Annotated in this window: 14 protein-coding genes and 2 tRNA genes; 4 read left to right on the top strand and 12 right to left on the bottom strand. The window is 66.4% G+C overall.

The features are described from left to right. Positions 1-3: 3 nt before the first annotated feature. From gspF to SPYCW_RS02955, 6 genes are all read right to left on the bottom strand, one after another. Positions 4-1221, bottom strand: a complete 1218-nt coding sequence (gene gspF / locus SPYCW_RS02980; protein ID WP_120215529.1) for a type II secretion system inner membrane protein GspF — start codon at positions 1219-1221, stop codon at positions 4-6. Continuing rightward, positions 1214-2707 carry a GspE/PulE family protein gene (locus SPYCW_RS02975; protein WP_120215528.1) on the bottom strand — a complete coding sequence of 498 codons (1494 nt, stop codon included), beginning with the start codon at positions 2705-2707 and terminating at the stop codon, positions 1214-1216. The genes gspF and SPYCW_RS02975 overlap by 8 nt, the downstream gene beginning before the upstream one ends. Continuing rightward, a complete protein-coding gene (gene gspD, locus SPYCW_RS02970; protein ID WP_120215527.1) occupies positions 2704-4911 on the bottom strand; it encodes a type II secretion system secretin GspD in 2208 nt (735 codons plus the stop codon). Before gspD ends, SPYCW_RS02975 begins: the two co-directional genes overlap by 4 nt. Positions 4912-4916: 5 nt before the next feature. Continuing rightward, positions 4917-5798 carry a type II secretion system protein N gene (locus tag SPYCW_RS02965; RefSeq protein ID WP_120215526.1) on the bottom strand — a complete coding sequence of 294 codons (882 nt, stop codon included), beginning with the start codon at positions 5796-5798 and terminating at the stop codon, positions 4917-4919. A gap of 302 nt (positions 5799-6100) precedes the next feature. Next, complete coding sequence (locus tag SPYCW_RS02960) at positions 6101-8806, bottom strand: TonB-dependent receptor domain-containing protein (protein ID WP_120215525.1); 2706 nt, start codon at positions 8804-8806, stop codon at positions 6101-6103. A gap of 81 nt (positions 8807-8887) precedes the next feature. Beyond that, positions 8888-10456 carry a hypothetical protein gene (locus SPYCW_RS02955; protein ID WP_120215524.1) on the bottom strand — a complete coding sequence of 523 codons (1569 nt, stop codon included), beginning with the start codon at positions 10454-10456 and terminating at the stop codon, positions 8888-8890. A gap of 320 nt (positions 10457-10776) precedes the next feature. Here SPYCW_RS02955 and SPYCW_RS02950 point away from each other — a divergent pair. Beyond that, positions 10777-10863 (top strand) — tRNA-Leu (locus SPYCW_RS02950). 50 nt (positions 10864-10913) lie between these two features. On the opposite strand, the gene SPYCW_RS02945 is transcribed toward SPYCW_RS02950, so the two are convergent. Both SPYCW_RS02945 and SPYCW_RS02940 read right to left on the bottom strand, forming a co-directional pair. Further along, positions 10914-12548, bottom strand: a complete 1635-nt coding sequence (locus SPYCW_RS02945; RefSeq protein ID WP_120215523.1) for a sulfatase-like hydrolase/transferase — start codon at positions 12546-12548, stop codon at positions 10914-10916. A 13-nt stretch (positions 12549-12561) separates the two neighbouring features. After that, positions 12562-13206: a hypothetical protein gene (locus SPYCW_RS02940; protein WP_120215522.1), complete on the bottom strand. Its 645-nt coding sequence runs from the start codon at positions 13204-13206 to the stop codon at positions 12562-12564. 124 nt (positions 13207-13330) lie between these two features. On the opposite strand from SPYCW_RS02940, the gene SPYCW_RS02935 reads away from it, so the two are divergent. Together SPYCW_RS02935 and SPYCW_RS02930 are read left to right on the top strand one after the other, a co-directional pair. Next, complete coding sequence (locus tag SPYCW_RS02935; protein ID WP_120215521.1) at positions 13331-13957, top strand: TetR/AcrR family transcriptional regulator; 627 nt, start codon at positions 13331-13333, stop codon at positions 13955-13957. Beyond that, complete coding sequence (locus SPYCW_RS02930; RefSeq protein WP_120215520.1) at positions 13954-14871, top strand: formylglycine-generating enzyme family protein; 918 nt, start codon at positions 13954-13956, stop codon at positions 14869-14871. The genes SPYCW_RS02935 and SPYCW_RS02930 overlap by 4 nt, the downstream gene beginning before the upstream one ends. Before the next feature lie 287 nt (positions 14872-15158). Here SPYCW_RS02930 and SPYCW_RS02925 read toward each other — a convergent pair whose 3' ends face one another. The 3 genes from SPYCW_RS02925 to SPYCW_RS02915 form a co-directional block, all read right to left on the bottom strand. After that, a complete protein-coding gene (locus SPYCW_RS02925; protein WP_232014811.1) occupies positions 15159-16976 on the bottom strand; it encodes an arylsulfatase in 1818 nt (605 codons plus the stop codon). Positions 16977-17058: 82 nt separating this feature from the next. Beyond that, entirely contained in the window at positions 17059-17847 is a 789-nt protein-coding gene (locus tag SPYCW_RS02920; RefSeq protein WP_120215518.1) for an enoyl-CoA hydratase/isomerase family protein, read from the bottom strand. Beyond that, a complete protein-coding gene (locus SPYCW_RS02915; protein ID WP_120215517.1) occupies positions 17844-18620 on the bottom strand; it encodes an SDR family oxidoreductase in 777 nt (258 codons plus the stop codon). Before SPYCW_RS02915 ends, SPYCW_RS02920 begins: the two co-directional genes overlap by 4 nt. Before the next feature lie 507 nt (positions 18621-19127). Between SPYCW_RS02915 and SPYCW_RS02910 the strand changes: the two genes are divergently transcribed. After that, positions 19128-20711 (top strand): Na+/H+ antiporter, encoded by a 1584-nt coding sequence (locus SPYCW_RS02910; RefSeq protein ID WP_120215516.1) that lies wholly within the window; start codon positions 19128-19130, stop codon positions 20709-20711. A gap of 62 nt (positions 20712-20773) precedes the next feature. Here the strand turns inward: SPYCW_RS02910 and SPYCW_RS02905 are convergent. Further along, positions 20774-20848: transfer RNA gene (locus tag SPYCW_RS02905), tRNA-Gln, on the bottom strand. Positions 20849-20876 lie beyond the last annotated feature (28 nt).

Below are 20876 nucleotides of genomic sequence, written 5' to 3'. Positions count from 1 at the left end.
TTATTATATTCCGGCAAGGTTCTGCAACTGAAGGATCGGAAGCAGGATGGCGAGGATGATGAGGGCGACGCACGACCCCATAAGGACTATTATGACAGGTTCGAGTAACGCCATCGATGCCGCCGTAAAGCGGTCGAATTCGCGCTCCAGATAATCGGCCGCGCGCTCGAGCATCACCTCGAGCCGCCCCGCGCTTTCACCGCTCGCGGTCATATAGACGAGCAGCGGCGGAAAGACGCCAGCGTCGCGGAGCGCGGCCGACAGGCTGCCCCCGGCGCGGACCTGATCGACGATGGTCGCGGTCGCGCCGGCGAGCGCGGCGTTGCGGATCGTCGGGAGCGTGAGCCGCAGCCCCTCGACGAGCGGCAGACGGCTCGACACCATCGTCGCCAGGGTGCGGGCAAAGCGCGCGGCATAAAGATCGCGGAGCAAGCGGCCGAGGAGCGGCAGGCGCAGCAGCCGCGCATCGACCCGCGCCTTGAACGCGGGCCGCCGCATCGCCGCCGCCCAGCCGAAACTCGCCGCGACGAGGAGCAGCGCAATCAACCACCACCAGTTTGCCGCAAAGCCCGAAATCGCAATCACCGCACGCGTCAGGAACGGGAGCTGCTGGCCGGTGTCGGTGAATTGTTCGACGACGCGCGGGACGACGAAGATCATCAGCGCCGCGACGACGCCGATCGCGACCACCGCGAGCACGATCGGGTAAGCGAGTGCGGCGATCAGCTTGCCGCGCACCTCGGCCTGCCGTTCGAGCAGATCGGCGAGGCGCGCGAGGATGGTCGTCAGGCTGCCCGTGGTTTCGCCGGCGGCGACCATCGCGCGGTAGAGCGGCGGAAAGCTGGCGGGCTGGCGCGCCATCGCGTCGGCAAGGCGGCGGCCTTCGAGCAAACCCGCGTGGACGTCGCCGATCACGTCGCGCGCCTTCTCCGCCTCGCTCTGCCGCGTCAGCGTGCGCAGCGCTTCCTCGAGCGGCGCGACCTCGGCGAGCGTCGCGAGCTGGCGCGTGAAGAGCGCGAGTTCCTTCGACGACAATCGGGTGCGGCGAAAGGCAAAGAGCGAATGCCCCGCCGTCGGTTTCGCGCCCGCCGCCGCGACTTCGACGATATGAAATTTGCGGCGAACGAGATCGGCGCGCGCGGCGTCGTCGTTCGCGGCGGTCAGCCGCCCCTTGCGTTCGCGGCCCTGGCTGTCGATCGCCACATAGCGATAATCAGGCATCGATTTCCTCGCGCCGCGCGATGCGGATCGCTTCCTCGGCGGTGGTCAGCCCCTTGGCCACCATCGCCCGCGCCGATGACGCCAGCGTCGGCGCTTTCAGGAAGGCGTGCTTGGTGATCATCGCCTCGTCGCCGCCGTTATAGATGTAGCGGCGCACCGTCTCGTCGACCTTGATCGCCTCGAACACGCCGATGCGGCCCTTGAAACCGGTGCCGCCGCACTGGTCGCAGCCCTTGGGGCGCCAGATCACCGTGCCGATGTCGAGCCCGAGGATCGCGGCCATGCTGTTGTCGGCCTGCACCGGTTCGCGGCAATTGTCGCAAAGTTTGCGCACAAGGCGCTGGGCGATCACGGCGCGCAAGGTTGAGGCGAGAAGAAAAGGTTCTACTTTCAAGTCTTTAAGGCGCGTTATTGCGCCGACGGCGTCATTGGTGTGGACGGTCGAGAGGACGAGGTGGCCGGTGAGCGAGGCCTGCACCGCGATGTCGGCGGTTTCGCGGTCGCGAATTTCGCCGACCATCACGACATCGGGATCCTGGCGCAGGATCGCGCGAAGGCCCGCGGCGAAATCGAGCCCGACCTTGCTGTTCACCTGTGTCTGGCCGACGCCGTCGACGGCATATTCGACCGGGTCTTCGACGGTCAGGATATTGCGCTGGCCGTCGTTGAGCTGTTTGAGCGCCGCGTAAAGCGTCGTCGTCTTGCCCGATCCGGTCGGGCCGGTGACGAGGATGATGCCATTGGGTTCGGCGAGCGCCTCGCGCAAAATCTGGTCGGCGGCGCCCGACAGGCCGAGCACGTCGAAGTCGATCCCCGCCGCATCCTTGTCGAGGATACGCATCACGACGCGCTCGCCCGCGCGGCTAGGCAGCGTCGAGACGCGGACATCGACCGCCTTGCCCGCGAGCGTCAGCCCGATGCGCCCGTCCTGCGGCACGCGGCGTTCGGCGATGTCGAGCCGCGCCATCACCTTGATGCGGCTGACCACCACCGGCGCGACATGCGGCGGCATCCGCAGATGTTCGCGCAGCACGCCGTCGGTGCGCATGCGGACGACGAGGCCGCTTTCATAGGGCTCGATATGGATGTCGCTGACGCCCTGGCGCACCGCTTCTGCGATGATCGCGTTGATCAGGCGGATCGCCGGGGCGTCGTCGGCGCTGTCGAGCAGATCCTCGGCGCTCGGGATGCCGAGTTCGAGGTCGCTGCCATCGAGCGACCCCGCCATCGCGGCGGCCGAGCTGTCGACGGCATAATGATCGGAGAGCAGCCGGTCGAAATCGGCGGCGCCCGCGGTCGCGACGCGCAGCGGCTGCGCCAGATAGCGCTTGACCTCGATCAGCACCGCCGGATCGCTGCCTTCGCGCAGCGTTGCGAGCCAGCGGCCCTCGCCATCCGGCGCGATGACGACGCCATGGCTGCGCGCGAAGCCGTAGGGAATATCAACCGGCGCCGGGGGAGGCGCCGCCGGTTCGATGTCGGTCACGGATAGTCTCCGGGCGGCGGCGCTGGCGTCTGCGAAACCGACGGCGGCACGTCGGTCGAGATGACGCGGCCATCGGGACCGCGCAGTTCGGGCAGGTTGACCGGACCGACGGTGATGTCGGCGGCGGTCGCCTCGGTCGGGACCGGCGGGACGGCGCCCAGATAGTCGCGCACCAGCGTATCGATCGCGGGCTCCTCGTCCGGGTTCCGCTGGAGCTGGAAGTCGCGGATATAGCCGTAACGCCGCGCGGTGAGCGCGGCATTATCCTCGCGATTGCGCAGGATCGTCGGGCGGATGAAGACCATGAGGTTGGTTTTCGACCGGGTGCGGCTGCGCGATTTGAACAATTCGCCGAGTAGCGGAATGTCGCTCAGAAGCGGGATGCGCTCGATCGTCTTGCGCTCGTCATCGTTGAGCAGACCGCCGATCGCGAGGATTTCGCCGTCGTCGACGGTGAGCACGGTTTCGAACGCGCGCTTGTTGAGGATGAGGTCGCTGTTGCGCGACGACACCGGCCCGGCGACGCTCGATACTTCCTGGCGCAGGAACATCTTCACCTCGCCCGCGCCATTGACCTGCGGGGTGACCTCCAGCTTGATCCCGACCTCTTCGCGCTGAACGGTGCGGAAGGCATTTTCGAAATTGGTGCCGAGCTTTTCGCCGGTGGTGATCGGGACGTCCTGCCCGACAAGGAATTTTGCCGCCTGATTGTCGAGCGTGACGATGTGCGGGGTCGCGAGCAGGTTCGACGTCGTGTCCGATTTCACCGCGTTGATGATCGCGCCAAAGATCGTGTTCTTGCCGATGTCGCCCGCGAAGCCCGCGAACCCGCCCGTCGCCTGCAACAGCGATGCTGCCGCCGCTTCCTGCAGGCTGTTGCCGAGCGAGCTGTTCGTTTGCGTGACCGTCGTGTTGCCGTTGACCGTCGTCGTTTCCTGCGACAGCTGGTTCGCGGCATAGGCGCCGCCGAGCGTCAGGATATTGGGCGACGCATTGCTGTAGCTGGTCGCGACGAACGGGATATTCTTGCCGCCGAGCAGGAACTGGACGCCGAGGCGCTTGGCCGCATCGTCCCCAATTTCGACCACGATCGCCTCGACCAGCACCTGCTGGCGCCGGCTGTCGAGCTGGCGGATCAATTCGCCGAGCATGCGCTGCACTTCGCTGTTCGCCGCCACAATGATCGCGTTGGCGCCCTCGTAGCGCGTGACGATCGCGGGGCCGCGGGTCGAGATGCTGCCGCTGCCGCCCCCGCCGACCGATGTCGCTTGCGCCGGTGCCGCGGCGACGGGCGCGGTGCCGCCGCCGGACGACGACGATGAGGTAGACGCGGGCGGCAGGCCCGCCTTTTGTGCCGGATCGCTGCCGCCGCCGATCAGCTGTTGCAGCGTCGGCAGCAGCGTTTCGGCATTGGCATGTTCAAGCCAATAGACGCGAAGCTCGGTACCGCCCGCCGCCTTGGCGTCGAGGTCGTTCGCCATCGACACGAAGCGCGCGACGAGCGCTTGGTCGCCGCGAAGCGCGATGGCATTGCTGCTGTCGATCGGCACGATCGCGAGCGGCGCGCGCGCGCCCTCGCCCGCCGCGGGAACGAGCGCGGTCAGCGCCGCGGCGATTTCGCGCGCCCCAGCATTTTTGAGCGTGACGATCTGGCTGGTCGAGCTGTCGCGGTCGATGCTGGCGGCGAGCGCGCGGATGCGGCGAATATTGTCGGCGAAGTCGGCGACGACAAGGCTGTTGGCGTTGCGGTTCGCGGTGAGCGAGCCCTGCGCGCTGACCAGCGGGCGGAGGGTTTCGACCGCCGCGACCGCGTCAATATGCCGGAGACGGATGATTTCGGTGACGAACTGGTTCTGCGCCGCGCCGCCGCTGCCGATGCGGCCCGGCTGCGCGGCGGCGCCGTCGATCGGCTGGACGCGGTAGCTGCCATTGGGGCCGGGGACCGCGACCAGCCCGTTCGACCGCAGCGTCGACAGGAAAATCTCGAAATATTCGCTGCGCGACAGCGGCCGGTCGGTGACGACCGACACCTTGCCGTTGACGCGCCCGTCGATCACGAAGGTCCGCCCCGTGATTCGCGCCGCATCCTGGATAAAGGCGCGGATGTCGGCGTCGCGGACGTTGAGCGTATATTGGGCGGATGCCGGTACCGGAGCGGCGGATACGAGCGCGGCGGCGAGCATCAGGGACAGTTTGAAACGCATAAAACCTATTTCGAAAGAAAGATGGCGACGGGAACGACGCTGGCGCCGCGTTCGACTTCGAGCGAGATGCGCGCGCCGGGCGCGATCTGGTTGGCGAGCGCTGCGGCGTCGCTGGCCGACCCGATCGGACGGCCGTTGACCGAGCGGATGACATCGCCCGGGCGCAGCCCTGCGGCGCGGAACACCGCTCCGTCGCCCTGCGGCTGGACGACCAGTCCGGTAACGCGGCCATTTTCGGTCCGCGGCGCAAACCCGACCCCGGCCTTCAGCGTCGCGGGCGACATTTCGCCACTGGCGCTCACGCCGCTCGCCGCGCCCGACCCGACTTCGGGAGTCGGTGCGGGCAGCGGCGTCGCGGGCGTCGCGACCGGCGCCTCGCCGCTCTGGTCGAGGAACAGGCTTTCGCGGGCTCCGCCGCGATCGAGCAGGACATGATCGAAGGCGATACCGGCGAGCTTCAATCCCGGCGCAATCTCGTCGCCGACGGCATAGCTGGTCTGCACGCCATCCTCGCCCGCGATGATCGCCGAGCCGCCGCCCGTCGCCTCGTTGAGGTTGATTCCGAACAGGGTCAGCCCCGCCGACGTCACGGTCGCGGTGGCCGCACCCTGAGTGTTGCTGCGGAAAAAGGGATCGAGGCTGGTGAACAGCGCGCGCCGTTCGGCGGGCGAGGCGATGACCGCCGCCTGCGGTTGCCACGAGCCGAGCGGCGACAAGGGGGTGATGGCGGTCCAGAGCAGGCGGACGAGTTGCCAGATCAGCAGCGCGCCGAGCAAGCCGACGAGCAGCGCCGGCCAGATCTCGCGCGGCGAGCGCTTGCCGGCGCGCAGCCAGGAAGGCAGCGCACGGGGCAACCGAACAGCCGATCCGGACATCAGCGTCGCCATTATTCTTCCCTGTCCCCCAACTGAAAAGCGGTCTCACGAATCGCCTAGGGGCGGTTGGTGACAATCAGTTGACCGGGAGATTACAGTTTTTTGACGGACGGGCGAGTCCGGTGCGGCGGGTGGGGGCCATGATCCTCCCTGTCGCGCAGCGATGGGGAGGTGGCAGCGCGGAGCGCTGACGGAGGGGCTTTGGCGCAGACGTAAATGCCCCTCCACCATCCCCGCTTTCGCGGGGACGGTCCCGCTGGCGCTGCGCGCCGTCTGCGACTCCCCATGGCTTCGCCACAGGGAGGATTGGAGCTTCAGAACTTCAGCGAAGCGCTGAGCGAGAAAGTCCGCCCGAGTTTATAACGGTTAAGGAAGAGGCGGTTGTCGCCGCTTTCCTGCACTTCCTGATATTTGCGCCCGGTCAGATTGCGCGCCTCGAACTTCAGCTCGATCTCCTTGTTCAGCAGGCTCAGCCCCTGCCGCGCAACGAAATCGACCGAGATGCCGGGCTTTTCGCGGATGTCGGGCTGGCCCGACGGACCGCGGCTGGTGACGCGCGGGCTGGCGAAGGTGACCAGAATTGTCTGCTGCGACAATTTGTCCTGATCTTCGAGCCCGATCTGGAAGTTGATCAGATGGTCCGACTGGCCGGTCAACGGCGATCCGTCGAAGAAGAAGTTGCGGGCATCCTGCACCACGCCGTTGATGACGGTGGTGTCGCCGGCGCCGACCTGAATCTCCGACTTCGTAAAGGTGTAGTTGCCGATCAGCACCAGCCGGCGGCTGGCCCAGAAGGCCGCATCCGACAGCGTGTCGAGCGCGAAATATTTCTGCACCTCGATCTCGCCGCCATACAGCAACGCCTTGGGCGCATTGGCAAAGCTGGTGTTCGCGACCGAATCGGTGCTGAGCGAGGTATAGGCCTCGATCGGGTTTTCGATCTTCTTGAAGAAGCCCGCCGCGGTCAGCCGCTGATCCTTGGCGAAATACCATTCGTAACGCAGCTCGGCGTTCCACAGCTCGCTGTCGCTGAGCGACGGGTTGCCGCGGAACTGGCGGTTCGATTCAGGATCCTGATAGATTTGCGCGATCAGCTCGCGGAACTGCGGCCGGGCGATGGTGTTCGATGCGTTCATGCGCACCTGCATATCGGGCGCGACTTCCCAGGTCAGCGTGACCGCGGGCAGCCAATAGCTGTTGTTCAGGTTGGTCTGCGCGATCGCGCTGCCGCCCGACCCGAACAGGTCGATCGGCACGACGGTCTGTTTGGCATCTTCGTACCGGATGCCGACATTGACGTTCATCCCCGACACAAGTTCGGCCTGCAGCTGGGCATAGCCGGCGTGCGTCGTCAGCCCGGCGTCAAAGGCGGCGGTGCCGTCCTGCGCCGAGGTTTCGAGCAGGGCGATGTCGTAAAGCTGGATCGTCGCGTCGGACAGCAGATAGTCGGGGCGGAGCTGCGTCACCGCGACCGGCAGCCCCGGGGCGCGGAACTGGAACGCCCGGCGCACCGCGGTGCGGCTGGTGTCGGTATAGGCGTAGCCGACCGTCGCGGTGATCTGCGGTGCCAGCTCGTACGACAGATCGACGCCGCCCGACCACAGATTTTCGTTGAGGTCCGAAAATGCGATCGTCGCATCGCCGCGGTTGCCGCCGAGATCGTTGACGAACTTGTCACCGGTGGGATCCTGCGTCGTCGGCAGATTGGTGCGGACATAGGTAAAGCCGCGCTCATAGGGCGCTTCGCGCTGCGAATTGGCATAGGCGCCGCGCAGGTCGAGTTTCAGCGCGTCGAACTGGAATTCGCCCACCAGCTGGGTATTGATCAGCTGGCGTTCGTACCAGGCGGTGTCCTGCTTCATGATGTCGCGGCCGACCTGGTTCGCGTCGGTCCCGAGCCCCAGCCGCGCCTGCTTCAACGTGTCGCGGATATAAAGGTTGGTCCACCGCAGCTTGTGATCGCCGAGTTCGAGCCCGAAGCCGATCAGGCCGTTCACGACGATGCGATTGTCGGTGATGACGCGGTTGTAGCTGGTCTGCGGATCGCCCGCGAGATCGAGGTTGAGAGAGGTCTGCTGCAACGTGTCGCGGGTGCGCCATTTGTTGCTGATCCCCGCGGTCGCGATGATCCCCAACTCGCCATCGGCAAAGGAGATCGTCGTGCCGCCGGTGATCCCCGCCGACCAGTTGACCGGGATATGGTTATTTTGTTGCAGCAGCGTCGTTTCGGCGTTGACCAGCTCCATCTGGATCGCTTCCAGATCGTCCTGGCTGTAATCGGCGCCCTCGAGGATCGGCTTGCCGCTGGCAAAGGCGGCTTTCAGCAGCGGCGGCACGTCGCGAGTGCCGTCGTCGAAACCGGTCCAGTCGGTGTCGCTGCCATAATAGGTATAGCCGAGCTCGTTCGTCGTCTCGCTGTCCCAGCCGATGCCGCCGCTGAAGGTCAGAAAGGGTTCGCGCGGGGTCGATTTGGTGGTGAGGTTGATCACGCCGCCGCCGAATTCGCCGGGGAAGTTCGCCGAATAGCTTTTCTGGACCAGCGTCGAATCGATGACGTTCGAGGGGAAGATGTCGAGCGGAACGACACGCTTCAGCGGTTCGGGGCTGGGCAGCGGCGAACCGTTCAGAAGCGCGAGCGAATAGCGGTCGCCAAGGCCGCGGACGTAGACGAAGCCGCTGCCGACGACCGACAGGCCGGTGACGCGCTGGAGCGAGCCCGAAATATCGCCCTCGCCGGTACGCGCGATGTCGGCCGACGACAGCACCGACACGACCTCGGGGGTCGCGCGGACGATATTGGGGGTGTAGCGGCCGGTGACGACGATTTCCTGATCGGCGCCGCCGGGGATCGAAATGTCGCCATCCTCGTCCTGCGCCGCAGCTTCGTCGGCGACCGGCTCGTCGGCGGCGGTCGGCGTATCGGCGGCGGGTTCGGCGCTGGCGTCCTGCGCGAGCGCAGCGGGCGCAACGAGCGCGGAGCTGAGAAGAAGCAGGCTGGCGAAGATCGGCCGCTTGGTCATGGTGAAAGTCCCCAAGGAATATGCAGGAAGGGAGCGGGCCAGCCCGTCAGGCGTGCCCGCTCCCCAATGGATCGCGAGCGATCAGGTCGTCGGGATGGCGCTGCAGCTGCCGCTGGCGGTGCCGAAGTTCGCCGTCGACGAGTTGCACGTCCAACCCTGGTACCAGGTGTCGTTGGCGTCGCGGACGGCGCCGACATAGGCCGTGGTGTCGAAGAAGGCGTTCAGCGTCTTGGCATTGAACGGCGTGAAGCCGGTTTCGGTCGCGCCATTGACGAACAGGTTGGTCAGCGTCGGGACATAGTTCGACCGGTTGTTCGTGCCGCCGTCGAAGATCGCCTGCACCTGCGCGTCGGTGACGCCGCTGGTGCCGCGGAACGGCGAGGCGTTGCACTGCATCGACACCGAACGGAACACCGGCGGTCCCTGTTCGTCGGCCGCGGCGCCCGCAGCCTGCACCGTCGTCGCGCTGTTCATGCCAAGGCAGCGGAAGCCCGGCGCCACGATCAGCCCGTTGGCAAAGGTATAGTCGGCGCCGCCACGGATCAGGATCGACACGCCGTTGCCCGCCGCATTGTTGCGGTGGATATAGGTGAAGTTCGACAGGTTCACGCGCTGGCGCGGCGAGGTGTCCTCGTTACCGTTCGAGTCGATTTCCATCATCGAGTCGCCGACCGCACCGCCTTCGCGCTGCACGCCGATGACGTACTGGATGTTGCCCTGATAGCCGACGTCGGTGTCGAGCCCGTCATCTTCGGCGCCGGTGACGACCAGATGCTTCATGTTGACGCGACCGCCGAACACTTCGATGCCGTCGTCCGAGCTGTTGTGGATCTGGACATGGTCGATCTGGGTGTTGTTGCCGACGCCCGACGGGGTCAGCCCCTGCAGTTCGCTCGCTGCCGACAGGATGAAGCCCGAATAGCGGATCTGGACATAGGACAGGCGGCCCGAATTGTCGCCCGGCTGCGCGCCGCCGTACAGCGCGTTCGACGTGCCTTCGGTGTCGCGCTCGCACGCTGCGGTGCCGGGGGTCGCGCCGGGGGCAAGGCAGTCGGTGATCGGCGCGCGGCCGAGCAGCACGATGCCGCCCCACAGCTGCGACGTCTGGTCGTTCGCCGAACCGACGACATTACCGCGGCCGGTGAAGATGATCGGCTGGGTCGGGGTGCCGACCGCGTCGATGCGGTTGCCGCGATTGACCGCGAGGAACGACACGCCGGTTGCGCCGAACACGGTGACGCCCGGATCGATCGTCAGCGTGACGACATTGTTGGTGCTGGTTGCGCCCTGGTCGGTGCCGACATCGACGCGGCCGGGCAGCGAATAGAGCACGCCGGGAACCTTCGGGATCGCGGTCGTCGCGGTGAAGCGCGTCGGGAAGCCGCAATTGCGCCATTCGCCGCCGGGACCGGTGATCGTGCCGAGGTTCGCCAGCTGGTCGGGACCGGCGATGGTCGGGCAGTTGGCGGCGGGCGTAACCCCCGTCGGGGTCGGGGTGGGGGTCGGCGTGGGCGTCGGGGCCGGTGCCGGGGCGGGAATGACGATCACGCCTTCACCCGGCGAAGCAACGCCGTCGGCGCCGCAGGCGGCCAGAATAGAACAAGCCACGCCGCTGAGCATGACCAAACGAACGCGTGCGAAAGCCGCCATGAAAATCTCCGTTCCCGGTGTGCGCCCCCGACGATGGTCGAGCCGCGCCCCTGATGAAAAATCACCGGTGAACGATGCTTCGCCCCCGGTGACGCCGCCACTAGGGTGATTCGATGACGGTCTGACGCCAGAGCCGTGACAGATGCGTGACGCTTTTGAGTCCAGTCGATGACAATCGCGGCGCAAAGCAGCTCGCGAGCGGCGCGGCGCCTTCGCACCTGCAAAAATAAATGCAGCGAAGCTCGCTTGCATCGCCCCGAAAGCTTTGCTAGGCGCCCGCTCCTACCCGGAGCCGGACCCGTTCGGCCCCATCATGATGTGCGGTCGTGGCGGAACTGGTAGACGCGCAACGTTGAGGTCGTTGTGGCCGAAAGGCCGTGGAAGTTCGAGTCTTCTCGACCGCACCATTCATCCAGATCACCGGGTACCGGCCTGACGCCGCGAGGCGCCAGCCCGCTCAGTTCGCCCAGTAGATATAGTCCTGCCCGTCGCGCCACGGCGCGTTCAGCGGCACGTCGATGCGCACCGGGCCTTCGATCAACCCGGGCCAGATCGGTTTCGCCATGCCCTTGTTCTGCGCCTCGATCAGCGCGTGCAGCGCCGCGACGCGCTGCGGGTCGCTCGCCGCGAGATCCTTTTGTTCGGTCGGATCAGCGGCGAGATTATAGAGCCGCGCCTTTTCGGGGCGTTTCGTCACCTGCAATTTCCAGTCGCCCGCGCGCACCGCGCGATAGTCGCCCGATCGCCAGAACATCGCGGACCGGCTGGCCGGACCGGCAAGGATATTTTCGCTATCGATCGTCCGGTCGCGCGGCACCGCGGCGCCCGCCGCGGCCGCGATCGTCGAGAAGATGTCGAGATGGCCCGTCACGTCGGCGCGCTGTGTCCCGGGTGCGATACCGCCCGGCCAGCGCATGAACAGGGGCGTGCGAATGCCGCCTTCGAAAAAAGTCGCCTTCCAGCCGCGGAAGGGCGCGTTCAGCCGCTCGATCCCGTTATACCACGCGCCGCCATTGTCGCTGGTGAAGATGACGAGCGTATCGTCGTCGATCCCCTGTTCTTTCAGCTTCGCCATTACGTCGCCGATCCGCCGGTCCAGCTGGGCGATCATCGCGCCATAGACGCGCGTCTTGTGGTCCTTGATCTGCGGCAGCCGGTCGTAATCAGCCTTGGTCGCCTGCAATGGGGTGTGTGGCGCGTTGAACGCGAGGTACAGGAAGAAAGGTCGATTGCGGTTCGCTTCGATCGCCTTCATCGCCTCTTCGGCGAAATAGTCGGTCATATGACCGCGCGGATAGAAACGCTTGCTGCTGTTGAAGGTCACCGCGTGACGCAGATTGGCCCACAGGAAGCGATCGATCGGATCCCATGGCAGTTTGGCATTGACGACCCCGGGATCATCCTCGCGCATGAACATCGCGCCGCCCGCCAGCACCGCAAGGGTTTCGTCGAAACCCTGCGCCTCCGGCCGCAAGGCGGGCGCCTCGCCCAGATGCCATTTGCCGATGTGCAGCGTGTGGTAACCCGCCGCCTTCACCGCCTCGGCAATCGTCACCTCGTTCGCGGGAACCCCCATGTCGGGATAGTCGGGGATGTCGGGGGTGATCCGGTCGCCATGAAAAATCGCCCGCAGCGGCCCGACGCCTTCGCCATGCGCCATGTTTTCGGCGAACTGGACGGGCACCGCGGTAAATTCGAAGCCGAAGCGCGTCGGATAGCGCCCCGTCATCATCGCGGCGCGCGACGGCGAGCAGGTGGCGTTGGCGGCATAGGCGGTGGTGAAATTCACCCCCTCGCGCGCCAAGGCGTCGATGTTCGGCGTTTTGACGATCCCGTCCGCGACGCCGCCGCCGTTCAGGCTGATGTCGTTATAGCCAAGGTCATCGGCGACGATCAGGATGATGTTGGGCGGGCGCTTGCCCGCGGCTGGCGTCGCCGGTCCCTGCTGCCACGCGACGGGCCGGTTCGGCTGCACCGGGTCGCGCCAGTCCTGCAGGATGCCGGGCAGGCGATATTTGTTCGCCTCGAATGCGAAATAGCCGCCGACGCCCAGCGCCGCGATGGCCCCCAATGCGATCCATCTTTTCTTCATGGCAACCCCCAACCTATCCTATCGTCAGCACGGCGATGTGCGCTAATGCCGCCAGCAACCCCAACAACAGCCCCATGGTGACCCGCGGGCTGGCGTAAAAAGCGATCTGCCGCTGGGTCGGGAACGAAAAGGTCGTCGCGATTCCCAGCAGCTTGGCCGGATGCGCCGCGCGGAACGCCGGGTCGCTGGCCATGCGGATCAGGTCGCGGCGGCTGCGGTATCGCATCGTGCCGACCAGCGACCAGCCGGGATCGGCGGGAACATTCCAGGCGTCGATATAGCCCCCAACCTTCCGCCCGACGAACAGCGGATGCCCGCCGCGCGCGATCAGGCCGCGGACGAAGGGGTCGGAGTAGCGCCGCAGCCATTCGCTGCCCTCGCGCGTTTCGCCGCTGTCCGGATCGGTGACCGGCCCGGCGCGCGTGCCGACCAGATTGACCATCACGAACTCGCGCCCGTCGTCGGCCTCCAGAAACGCGCGCAGCCGCGCCGCGTCATTCCCCGTTTCGGCCATGCGCGGTCCCAGCGTGGCCAAGAAGGCGTCAATCTCCTCGCGGCGAAGCGGGCGGCGCCAGCCATCGTAGAAAAGCAGGAAGGCGAGCCACAGCAGCAGCGCAGCAGCCCATATGCCCGCTATGGTCGCCCCCTGCCCGGCCATCGATCCCGCCTCCCCATTGCGCCGAAACTTATGACACTATATGTGTCATTTTATTCGTTGCGGCGCAAGACCGATCGCGACGCGGGCATTGACCCCGGCGTCAAGCTGGGCCAGCGGAGAAGCCATGACCAAGGCGGCGAGCAAATCGATGGCGACAAAGGCTGCTTCCGCGCGGGTCGACGGCCGCCGCGAACGCGGGCGATCGAGCCACAAGCGGATCGTCGAGGCGATGATGGAGCTGATCGTCGGCGGCGATCTGGCGCCGAGCGCGGCGCGCGTGGCCGAGGAGGCCGGGATCGGGCTGCGCACCGTGTTTCGCCATTTCGACGACATGGACGCGCTCTATGCCGAGATTACCGCGACGATCACCGAACAGGTGATGCCGATCGTCAGCGCACCCTATCCCGACCAGGACTGGCGCGCCAATGTCCGCGACATGGTGCGCCGCCGGGTGCGGGTGTTCGAAACCACCCTACCCTTTCGCCTCGCCGCCAATATCAAGCGGTACCAGTCGCCGTTCCTGATGGGGCAATATGGCAAGGTGGTGATGCTGGAGCGCGAGCTGCTGCTGCGCCTGCTGCCCGGTGACGTACTGACCGACCGGATCGGGGTCGAGGCGCTGTGCGCGGCGCTGTCGTTCCAGAACTGGCGCGTGCTACGCCACGATCAAGGGCTGTCGGCGGAAGAAGCCGGGACGGTTGTGATGCACATGGTCGAAACGCTGATGGCGACGATCGGGGGCACGGCTTGAAGCGGCGCGCGGCGGCGGCGATCGCGGCGCTGGGCGCGCTGGCCGGGTGCGGGACCGCGGTGGACGAACCGCCCGCCAAGACCGCCGCCCGCGAATGCCCGGCGATGCCCGCCGAGGATTATGCGTGGATCCCCGGCGCGACCTTTACCATGGGCGCCGATGCGCGGCTGCCCGAAGAGGGACCGCCGCGCGAGGTTCGCGTCGCGGGCTTCTGGATGGCGACGCACGAGGTGACCAACGCCGAGTTCGCCGCCTTCGTCAAGGCGACCGGATACGAAACCCTTGCCGAGCGCGACCCGCCGCCGCTGCCGGGCGCGCCGCCCGACATGCTGGTCCCCGGCGGCGCGGTGTTCACTGCGCCGACCGACGGCAATCCCAATTGGTGGCGCTGGGTCGTTGGCGCCGAGTGGCGCCATCCGGCGGGACCCGGTACTGCGATCGAGGGGAAAGACCGCGAGCCGGTGGTGCAGATCGGTTATGACGACGCGCTCGCCTATGCGCGCTGGGCGGGCAAGGCGCTGCCCAGCGAGGAACAATGGGAACTGGCCGCCGCCACGGGCGGTGCCGACCGCCATGTCCCGGTCGATACGGCGGGCAGGCCGCAGGCGAATTATTATCAGGGCGCCTTTCCGGCGCGCGACCTTGGCACCGACGGCTTTACCGGTCGCGCGCCGGTCGCCTGTTTCCCCGCCGACGAGCATGGCGTCCACGACCTGATCGGCAATGTGTGGGAATGGACGACCAGTGCGGCGGGCGGCGAGAGCAATGTCATCAAGGGCGGCAGTTTCCTGTGCGCCGCAAATTATTGCGCGCGCTATCGCCCCGCGGCGCGGCAGTTTCAGGAACGCAGCCTGGGGACCGACCATATCGGGTTTCGGCTGATCGATACGGCGCGCCCGGCGCCGACGGGGTAGGTTGGCGGCAAAGCGATGACCGGGAGTGGCCGGTTGCTGCCGTGACGATCCTCCCCCAGCGGGGGAGGGGGACCACCCGAAGGGTGGTGGAGGGGCACAGGCGGTTAACGCAGCGCTAGACTGGACGACCAAACTTTCCGGGAACCTCGCAGCGGAGCGCTACATCGACGACAAGGTAAACCGAAGGTGCCCCTCCACCAGCTTCGCTGGTCCCCCTCCCCGTTCCGGGGAGGATCGGCAACGTCCGTTCTCCATCCCAAAGCCGACAACGGTCTAGATCACTGGAACTACCGCCGCGCACGCCGCCGCCAGCCCCAGACCAAGAGCGTCAGCGCCAGCAACCCGCCGCCCAGCCACAGCGCCGCCTTGATCGCGCGCTTCTTCCCCTGCTGCTCCCACGCATAGGCGTTGATCTGTTCGTTGGCGGTGTAGCCCGCGGGCATGTCGAGCACGCCATTGGCTTTGGCATAGGCGCGGTAGTCGGCGAGCATCGCAGCGAACCGTTCGGGCTGCGCCGCCGACAGGTCGCGCGTCTCGCCGGGGTCGGATTTGAGGTCGAATAGCCGCCATTTTCCGTCGCCGGTCGGGGGCAGATTCCGCACCAGTTTGTAATCGCCGCGGAACAGCGCCGCATTGCCCGACAGCTCGTAGCCGAGCGGCGTGTCGCCATGCACGCTGTCCGTTTGCCCGGTCAGCATCGGGACGAGGCTGCGGCCCGTCACCGGCTCGACATCCTTACCCTGCCAGCGGCCACCATGGCCGGCGACCCCGGCGAGTTCGGTCAGCGTCGGCAATATGTCGGTCACATGCGCCAGCCCGTGACGGATCGCGCCCGCCTGCACCTGTTTGTTCCCCGGCCAGGTCACGATCAGCGGGACGCGCAGCCCGCCCTCGGTCGCGCTGAATTTATATCCCGACAAAGGCGACGCCGCGGCGCTCGCCCAGCCGGGTCCGATCGCGCTGAAGCTGCCGCGGCGCCCGATATTGGCGGTCGACAGGTCATATTGCATGTCGAGGAACAGCCGGTTGCGCAGGCTGCCGAACGGGTTGGTCGGCTCGGCGCCATTGTCCGACAGGAACACGAAGATCGTGTTGTCATAATCGCCGGTGGCCTTCAGATGCGCGACCAGCCGCCCGACCTCGCGGTCCATCGCGGTCGCCATCCCGGCATAGGCCTGCATCACCCGCACCGCGGCGGCGCGTTCGTCGGCGTCCAGCTTTTGCCAATCGGCGGTCGTCGGCATCGTGACGATCGGTACACCCGCAGGGACGATGCCGAGCGCGGCGGCGCGCTTCACCCGCGCCTGCCGCAGCGCGGTCCAGCCGTCCTGGTACAACGCCGCATAGCGGGCAATATCGCTGTCGGGCGCCTGCACCGGGATATGATTGGCGAGGAAGTTGATCGAGGCGAGGAAGGGTTTGCCGCTCGCCCGGTCCGCCTCGACATAATCGATCATCTTCTGGACGACGAAGCGTGAGGAGTAATAGTCCTTGGGCAGTGTCGCGGGTTTGCCATTTTCGGTCCACGCGGCGGTGTCGTACAGCCCCTCGATCGGGCGCTGCTCGAAATTGTCGGCGCCCGCATCGGCCAGACTGTATGCCCGGTCATAGCCGCGCGCGTGCGGCAGGCGGGTCGCGTCGCTCCCCAGATGCCATTTGCCGGTAAAATAAGTGCGATAGCCCGCCGCCTTCAGCAGCTGGGCAATCGTCACCACGCGGTGGTTCATCACCGTGTCGTACCCGGGCTTGCCGCGATGTTCGTCGGGGATCGTCTCGGGCATGTTGCCGAGGCCGTTGCGGTGGTTCATCACCCCGGTCTGGAGCATCGCCCGCGTCGGCGAGCAGGAACCGGCGACATGGAAATTGGTAAAGCGCGTCCCGGCATAGGCGAGCGCATCGAGATTGGGGGTCGCAAATTCCGCGCCGAATGCGCCGACATCGGTGAACCCCCAGTCGTCGGCGAGCAGGATGACGATATTGGGCTGGCGCGGCGGCGTCTTTTCCCCCTGCGCCTGAACCGGCGCGGCCAGCAGCAGCGCGGCGCCAAAAATGATGGCAGTACGCGGGAACCGGCCCTTGCGACCCGGCACGTTGGTGGTCCTCACGCGCACTGCCATCGCCCCCTCCCCATGGGATAATGGCACTTACTATGCCAATATATCGGCGAGTCAAGTTGGGGCGAGCGGACTAGCGTTCGCGATATTCGGGCGCACGTTTTTCCAGGAAGGCAGCGAGCGCCTCGCGATGGTCTTCGGTCGCCGACAGGATCACCTGCTGGCGATCCTCGATCGCCATCGCGGCGTCGAGGCTCTGCGCATCGATGTTGAGATTGAGGGCCTGTTTCGACAGCCGCAGGCCATAGGGGCTGGTTGCGAGCATCTCGTCGGCGAGCGCGAGGCCGCGACCCAGCAGTTCGTCCGGTTCGACGATCTCGCTGACCAGCCCGGCGCGCAGCGCGCGCTCGGCATCGATGAAGCGCCCGGTCAGGATCATCTCCGACGCGAGGCTCGCGCCGACCAGCCGCGGCAGGAAATAGCTCGACGCCATGTCGCAGCCGCCAAGCCCGATGCGGATATAGGCGGCGTTGCAGCGAAAATCGGGGGTGGCGTAGCGCACGTCGGACGCGAGCAGCAGCGACAGCCCGCCCCCGCACGCCGCGCCATGGCCGAGCGCGATGATCGGCTGCGGACAGGCGCGCATCTTGCGGTAAATATTGCCGATCGCGGTCTGGGTACGCAGCGTACGCAGCACCGGAGTTTCGTCCGACGACCGATCCTCCTGAATGTCGAGCCCGGCGCAAAAGCCGCGCCCCGCTCCGCGCAGGATGACGACGCGCACGTCCCGGCGATCGGCCAGTCCGCCGAAATAGGCGTTGAGTTCCTCGGCCAGCCCATCGCTCAGCGCGTTGAGCCGCTCGGGGCGGTTGAGCGTCGCGATCTCGACCGCGCCGCGCGCTTCGATCAGCAGCTCGCTCACAGCGTCTGCCCGTCGTCGATGGTAAAGACGCTGCCGGTAATCCCTTGCGCCGCGTCGGAGCAGAGCAGCAGCAAAGGCGCGTGCAGGTCGCTGGGCGACCGCATCCGCTGTCGCGGAAAGCTTTTGACCATCGCCGCACCGACGTCGCTCTCCAGCAGTTCGGCGGTCATTTCGGATTCGAAATAGCCGGGCTGGATCACATTGACGCAAATCCCGCGCCGCGCCCATTCGCGCGCCAACGCCTTGCCCAGATGGCGCACCGCCGCCTTGGTTGCGCCATAGACCGAGGTCGCGGGAAAGATCTTCTCGGCGGTGATCGAGCCGATCAGCACGATGCGGCCGTGCTGTTTGTCGCGACTGCCCGCCTTGTCGAGCCGCTTGGCGCCTTCGTTCGCCGTCAGGAAGACGCCGCGGACATTGGCGGCGAGCAGGAAATCGACCTCGTCGACCGACAGCCCCATCGCCATTTTTTCGGTGGCGACCCCGGCGTTGGCGACAATCGTATCGACCGTCCCGAACGCGGCCTCGGCGGCGTCGAAGGCGGCGATGGTCGACGCCTCGTCGGTGACATCCATGCTGACCGCAATCGCCTGCCCGCCCGCCGCCTCGATCGCTGCGACCTGCTCCGCCAATTTGTCGGCGCGGCGCGCGGCGAGCACAACCCTGGCCCCCGCCGCCGCCAGTGCTTTCGCAAAGCCGGCGCCCAATCCCGACGAAGCGCCGGTGACAAGGGCCACCCGGCCCGACAGATCGAATTTCGGTTGCCTTGCCATCACCTGCTCCCTTGCCTCCTCCGCAGCTCTGGCCTTGATTGACGTTTACGTCAACCGACGGCCATCCGATCCGGGCGCCACGAAATAGGTTGACAATGGCCGCTTGTTCACCTAATGTTCTCATGTCGACACCAAACCTCATCCCCCGTTGCAGTCACCAAGGGTGACGGACGGGGGATAAAGGTTATTGGCGTTTATGGCGTCTGGGCAATTGCGGATTTGTGCCGCGGTGAAATCCGAAGGGCATGGCATCCAAGAGCAGGGGTTGCGCTATGCCGCCCTGGACCCCGGCTTTCGCCGGGGAGCCGCCAACTGCTCGAAAGATGGTAAGGCCGAGGTTTTTCGCCCCGCCCGCCAACTGCACGGTGCGGGCGTCAAATCACCCGATCATGCCAGCGATTGATCGCGGGAACGAAGCGCGCCACAAAGGCAAACCAGTCGGCGGGCCATCAGGGGGGCTTATCATGCCATCATCAGCTATCCTTGTTGCGTCGCGGAGCTGAAGCGATGCACGCGGTCGAAACCTTCGAACTCGTCTTGGGGCTGCTGGCGCTGGTGATCGCGCTGCACTGGCTGGCGCTCAAGCTCAACTGGCCGCCCGCGACTGCCCTGCTGGTCGGCGGCGGGGCGCTCGCTTTCATTCCCGGCCTGCCCGCGATCTCGCTCGACCCCGAGCTGGCGTTGGTGCTGTTTCTGCCGCCGCTGCTGATGGACGGTGCTTATTACACCGCGCTCGGACGCTTTCGCCGCCATCTGCCGGGCATATTGTCGCTGGCGGTCGGTGCGGTGGTGTTCACCACGCTGGTGGTTGGGGTGGTCGTGCACTGGATCCTGCCTGAACTGCCCTGGGCCGCCTGCTTTGCATTGGGTGCCATCGTGTCACCGCCCGATGCGGTGTCGGCGCGCGCGGTGCTGAAAGGGGTGCACCTTCCGCGCCGCCTCGAAGCCTTGCTCGAGGGCGAAAGCCTGCTCAACGATGCGACCGGGCTGATCCTGTTCCGCTTTGCCGTCGCCGCGACCCTAAGCGGGGTGTTCCATACCGGCGAGGCGGTACAGAGCTTTGCCTTCGTCGCTCTCGGCGGGGTCGTCGTCGGCGCGGTGGTTGCCAAGGGCTGGATTTTCCTCGCCAAACGCTTCGACGACCCGATGCTGATCATGCTGATCACGATCCTGCTCTGCTGGGCCGCCTATCTCGCGGGTGAAGCCGTTCATGTTTCGGGCGTGATCGCGACGGTCACTGCGGGCCTGGCGCTGGGGTGGTACCAGCATGAAATCCTGCCCGGGGCGATTCGCCTGCGCGCCAATTCGGGCTGGCAGATACTGGTCTTCGTCCTCGAAGCGCTGGTGTTCATCCTGATCGGGTTTTCGCTGCGCGGCGCGATCGAGCGCGTGGGCGGGATCGGCGCGATGCCGACGTCGTGGATCATCCTCGTCGTCGCGGTCGTGCTTAGCGTGATCATCTCGCGCTTTATGTGGGTTTTCGGGTCGGAGGCGGTGCTGAAAATCATCGGCAAGGCCGGACTGAAACGCGCCCGTCCGCTTGGCTGGCGGCAGGCGACCGTGCTGAGCTGGGCCGGGATGCGCGGCGTCGTGACGCTGGCGGTGCCACTGACCCTGCCCACCGATATGCCGGGGCGCGATCTGATGTTGATCTGCGCCTTTGCGGTGATCTTTGTCACCGTCGTCGCGCAAGGGTCCAGCCTTGGGCTGCTGATCCGCCGGGTCCAGCCGGTCGACACCGATCCGCCCGCCAAAATGTCGATGCCGGCGGCCGAGGCCGCAATGGCCCGCGCGCGCTTCGCGGTCATCGAAAAGCTCGCTTATGATGAGAATGGCACGCTCATCCATCCCATGATGCTCGAAGAACATCGCAAGCGTTTGGGGTTCATGGAGCGCTATGAAGCCGATGCGGGGGCCGCGATGGACGGGTTGCGGTCGCATTTCGACGTGCTGCTAGCCGCGATTGCCGCCGGGCGCGCCGAATTGATCCGGATCCACCGCGCGGGGCTGATCGAAGACGAGGTGCTCCACGAACTCGAACGCGACCTCGACGTCGAGGAACTGGCCATGACGCTCCAGCGCGGCGATTGAGGCGCAGCGCCATATAAAGCGTTTGCATCAAAGCGGCGTCAGGCGGTTTTGAGAGCACCGGCTGGCTGGGGCGGCAGGATTCGAACCTGCGAATGGCGGCATCAAAAGCCGCTGCCTTACCACTTGGCGACGCCCCAACGGGCCGGTGCGAGGCGCGCTCTATAA

This window comes from Sphingopyxis sp. EG6 (genome assembly GCF_003609815.1).
Lineage (GTDB): Bacteria > Pseudomonadota > Alphaproteobacteria > Sphingomonadales > Sphingomonadaceae > Sphingopyxis.
This window is presented reverse-complemented; position numbering and strand designations above follow the sequence as displayed.